This is a genomic window from Natrinema soli, assembly GCF_028618695.1.
Map to the genome: position 1 here is coordinate 1 of NZ_JAQIVI010000510.1, position 3760 is coordinate 3760.

Below are 3760 nucleotides of genomic sequence, written 5' to 3' on the forward strand. Positions count from 1 at the left end.
GAGAGCGCGAGGGCTACGGCTTTCCGAGCGGGCACGCCTTCGCGGCGACGGTCGTCTACGGCGGCCTCGTCTCGGCGTACGACCGATCGGGGGACCGGCGGGCAGTCACCGGTGCCGGCGTGCTGATCGTCGCCGTCTCGCTGTCACGGGTCGCCCTCGGCGTTCACTACCTCGGCGACGTGATCGTCGGCGCGGTCCTCGGAATCGCGTTCGTCGTCGCCATGGATCGATTGAGCGGGAGCGATCCGACGATCGGGTTCGCGGTCGCACTCGTCCTCGCCGTCGTCGCTGTCCTCGTCGTCGGTCCGATCGAGGACGTACTGCTCGGACTCGGCGGCTCGATCGGCGGGCTCCTCGGCTCGCAGCGGCTCTCGGCCCTGCCGGCACTGCGGTCCCGATTCGAGGGCGTCGTACTCGCCGGTGTGGGCGGCGGATTCGTCGCCGTCGTCCAGCAGATCGGGTCCGCCGTCGCGTCGATCGAACCCCTGCTCGTCGTCCTCTACGCGATTCTCCTCGCCGGAATCCTCCTCGCTCCGGCAGCCGTCGGACGACTCGAGGTTGCTGCGCTCGAGTCGCGGCGGGCGTAGGACCGGTACCCGCGATGGGCGTAGTACCGGTACCCGCACCGGGCGAAGTACCGGTACCAACGACCGATCACTCGACCGCCGACCGATCACTCGACCGCTCACAGCGATAGTTGCAGACGCAGGGCCCACGTTTAGTGCCGCCTTGCGTGTGGATTACGACCGGATTTGCTAATGAGTGGTAGTAACGAGAGCGCGCCGGCCGAGTTGAATCGACTCGAGGAACGGAGGACGAATCGATGAGGGCACTCACCTGGCACGGTGAAAAGGACGTCCGCGTCGACGAGGTTCCCGAACCGGAGATCGTCAATCCGAGCGACGCGATAATCGAGGTCACGGCCACCGCCATCTGCGGATCGGACCTCCACCTCTACAACGGCAGGATGCCCGGCATGCGGGAGGGCGACGTGCTCGGCCACGAGCCGATGGGCGAGGTGGTCGAGGTCGGCAGCGAGGTCGAGACGCTCGAGGAGGGCGACCGAGTCGTCGTCCCCTTCACGATCAGCTGTGGCTCGTGTTGGTTCTGCGAGAACGGTATGTATTCCCTCTGTGATAACTCGAACCCGAACGCCGAGATGGCGAGTAAGGTGATGGGCCACTCGCCGGCCGGGCTGTTCGGCTACTCGCACATGCTCGGCGGCTACGCCGGCGGCCAGGCGGAGTATCTCCGGGTCCCCTACGCCGACGTCGGGCCGATCAAAGTCGACTCCGACCTGTCCGACGAGCAGGTTCTCTTCCTCTCCGACATCTTCCCGACGGGTTATATGGCGGCCGAAAACGCCCAGATCGAGGAGAACGACACGGTCGCGGTCTGGGGCTGCGGGCCGGTCGGCCAGTTCGCCATCCAGAGCGCGTGGATGCTCGGTGCCGACCGCGTGATCGCCATCGACCGAATCCCGGAGCGACTCGAGATGGCGCGGTCCCATGGCGACGCGGAGATCATCCACTTCGAAGAGGACGACGTCTACGACCGGCTGCTGTCGATGACCGGCAATCGCGGCCCGGACCGGTGCATCGACGCGGTCGGCACCGAGGCCCACGGCACGGGCGTTATGGGACTCGCCGATCAGGTCAAACAGGAGGCGCACCTCGAGGACGACCGCCCACACGTCCTCCGGCAGGCGATCAAGTGCTGCCGGAAGGGCGGCACGCTCTCGGTCCCCGGCGTCTATCTCGGCCGGTCGGACAACTTCCCGTTCGGCTCGGTGATGAACAAGGCGCTGACGATCAAGACCGGGCAGACGCACGTCCAGCGCTATCTGAATCCGCTGCTCGAGAAGATCGAAGACGGCGAGATCGATCCCTCGTTCGTCATCAGTCATCAGGTCGGCCTCGAGGACGGCCCGGAGATGTACGAGACGTTCAACAACAAGGACGACGACTGCATCAAGGTGGTGATGACGCCCTGAAACGGGCTCGTGAGTGCGGCCTCGTCACGTCGCTACGCCGGCCGCCGGATCCGGCCGGTCGGCGGACAGGAACCGCCGTCTACGCCGACGAGTAGTCCACTCTCCCCTCGTCCTCGCTCATTCGACTCCAGTACAGGCGAGTATATGGCACGTGGATGACGCTCTCGTCCTCGAGTGGAATACGAACGCCCTGGACCTTTCCCGAGTCGATACTGTGATCGGCGTCTCCCTCCTCCGAAGCCGTTCCGTCGGGACCCTCGTCCGTGATCTTCGCCATGACTCTCGGAGTGGATCCGCGTCAATAAGCCCATGCCAAGGTTTCTCATAGTCCGAAATTCGCGCGCCCCGTCGGGCGGCGGACTCGACTAGGGGTTTACCCCCGCTGCCGGTGTGGAATCGCTATGTTCGAGGCACTTCACCCGCGTCGACCCGGCGGTCGCGTCGCTGTCTGGATCGTCGCCGCAATCGCGCTCACGTCGATCACGACCGGCGTCGGCGCGATTCTCACTCGGCCGGCCCTCGAGACCGGCGGCACGCTCGGAGATCTCCAGGCCGTCGCGGAGTTCAGCGGGACCATCGTCGGCTTCGCCCTGCTCGTCACCGCCTGGGGAATGCGTCGGGGGTACCGGCTGGCGTACGTCACCGCCGTCCTCCTCGTCGTCCTGTCCGGGGCACACGGTATCGTCCAGTTCCGAGCGGTGTCCGTCCCGCTCGTCGTTCTCTCGGCCGGCGGACTCGCCGTCCTCGTCGCCACGAGCGGGCGGTTCACGCGCTCGAGTACCCTCGACGCGACGCAGATCGGTGCGCTCCTGTCTATCGTCGGCGTGCTCTGTTACGGAACCGCCGGGGCGTACGCGCTCAGGACCGGGTTCGACGGGGTCACGACCGTCGTCGACGCGGTCTACTTCACCGCCGTGACCGCGAGCACGGTCGGCTACGGCGACGTCCACGCGAGCACCGAAGCGGCCCGTCTGTTCGCTATCTCGTTGGTCGTCCTCGGCCCGGCGACCCTGGCCGCCACGGCCGGCAGCCTGTTCGGACCCGCACTCGAGACGCACTTCTCCCGAACCGGTCGCGAGGCAACGGCTCGTCTCGGTTCCGACGCTGCCGCGGCCGGCGGTGGAACGAGGAGTGGCGCGGAAATCGTCGTTCTCGGGTACGACGAGACGGTCGCACCGGTCGTCGACGCCCTCGCATCCCGCGCGTCGGTCGCGGTCGTGACGAGCGACGAGCGCGCACGGCGTTCGGACGGCATCGACGTACTTATCGGTGACCCGACGGCCGACGACACATTCGAGCGGGCCGGCCTCGAAACGTGCGATGCGGTACTCGTCGGTACCGCCGCCCTGCGAGACGCGAACGCGGTGATCGCCGCGGCTCGGTCGCACACGGACGCCAGAATCGTGGCCCTCACGGGTGGTGGGGAAACCGAGTCCATCGAACGAACCGAGGCGGACGTCGTGGTCGACCCCGAAACCGTACTGATCGAGGTGACCGTCGACGCGCTGCTGGGGACCGACGGAGTCGCGGGTCAGTCGTCCGCGTCGGCGGCCTCCCACAGCGGATAGAGGTCGTCCTCGATCGGGTCGGTGATCGACTCGCCGTCGAGAAGAAGTTCGGGTTCGCCGCCCTCGAGGCCCTGAACGGTCCCGATCTCGGCGGCCTCGGCTCCCGCATCCGCGAGATCCTCGAGACAGTCGTCCAGTGCGTCCGCGGGGACGGTCGCGACCAGCGCGCCGGAGCCGAAGATCCGCAGCGGATCGACGC

Annotated in this window: 5 protein-coding genes; 3 read left to right on the plus strand and 2 right to left on the minus strand. The window is 67.2% G+C overall.

Annotated features, from left to right (window positions below):
* Positions 1–587, plus strand: a 587-nt coding sequence (locus PGX04_RS25410) for a phosphatase PAP2 family protein (protein ID WP_273741045.1), incomplete at its 5' end; no start/stop codon positions are given.
* 236 nt (positions 588–823) lie between these two features.
* Positions 824–1993: a zinc-dependent alcohol dehydrogenase gene (locus tag PGX04_RS25415; RefSeq protein ID WP_273741046.1), complete on the plus strand. Its 1170-nt coding sequence runs from the start codon at positions 824–826 to the stop codon at positions 1991–1993.
* A gap of 79 nt (positions 1994–2072) precedes the next feature.
* Here the strand turns inward: PGX04_RS25415 and PGX04_RS25420 are convergent, their stop codons facing one another.
* The gene (locus tag PGX04_RS25420) at positions 2073–2270 is read right to left on the minus strand and encodes a hypothetical protein (protein WP_273741047.1); all 198 of its coding nucleotides are present in this window, start codon (positions 2268–2270) and stop codon (positions 2073–2075) included.
* A 124-nt stretch (positions 2271–2394) separates the two neighbouring features.
* Between PGX04_RS25420 and PGX04_RS25425 the strand changes: the two genes are divergently transcribed.
* Positions 2395–3561: an ion channel gene (locus PGX04_RS25425; protein ID WP_273741048.1), complete on the plus strand. Its 1167-nt coding sequence runs from the start codon at positions 2395–2397 to the stop codon at positions 3559–3561.
* On the opposite strand, the gene PGX04_RS25430 is transcribed toward PGX04_RS25425, so the two are convergent.
* Positions 3525–3760, minus strand: a 236-nt coding sequence (locus PGX04_RS25430) for an AIR synthase-related protein (RefSeq protein ID WP_273741049.1), incomplete at its 5' end; no start/stop codon positions are given. The genes PGX04_RS25425 and PGX04_RS25430 overlap by 37 nt on opposite strands.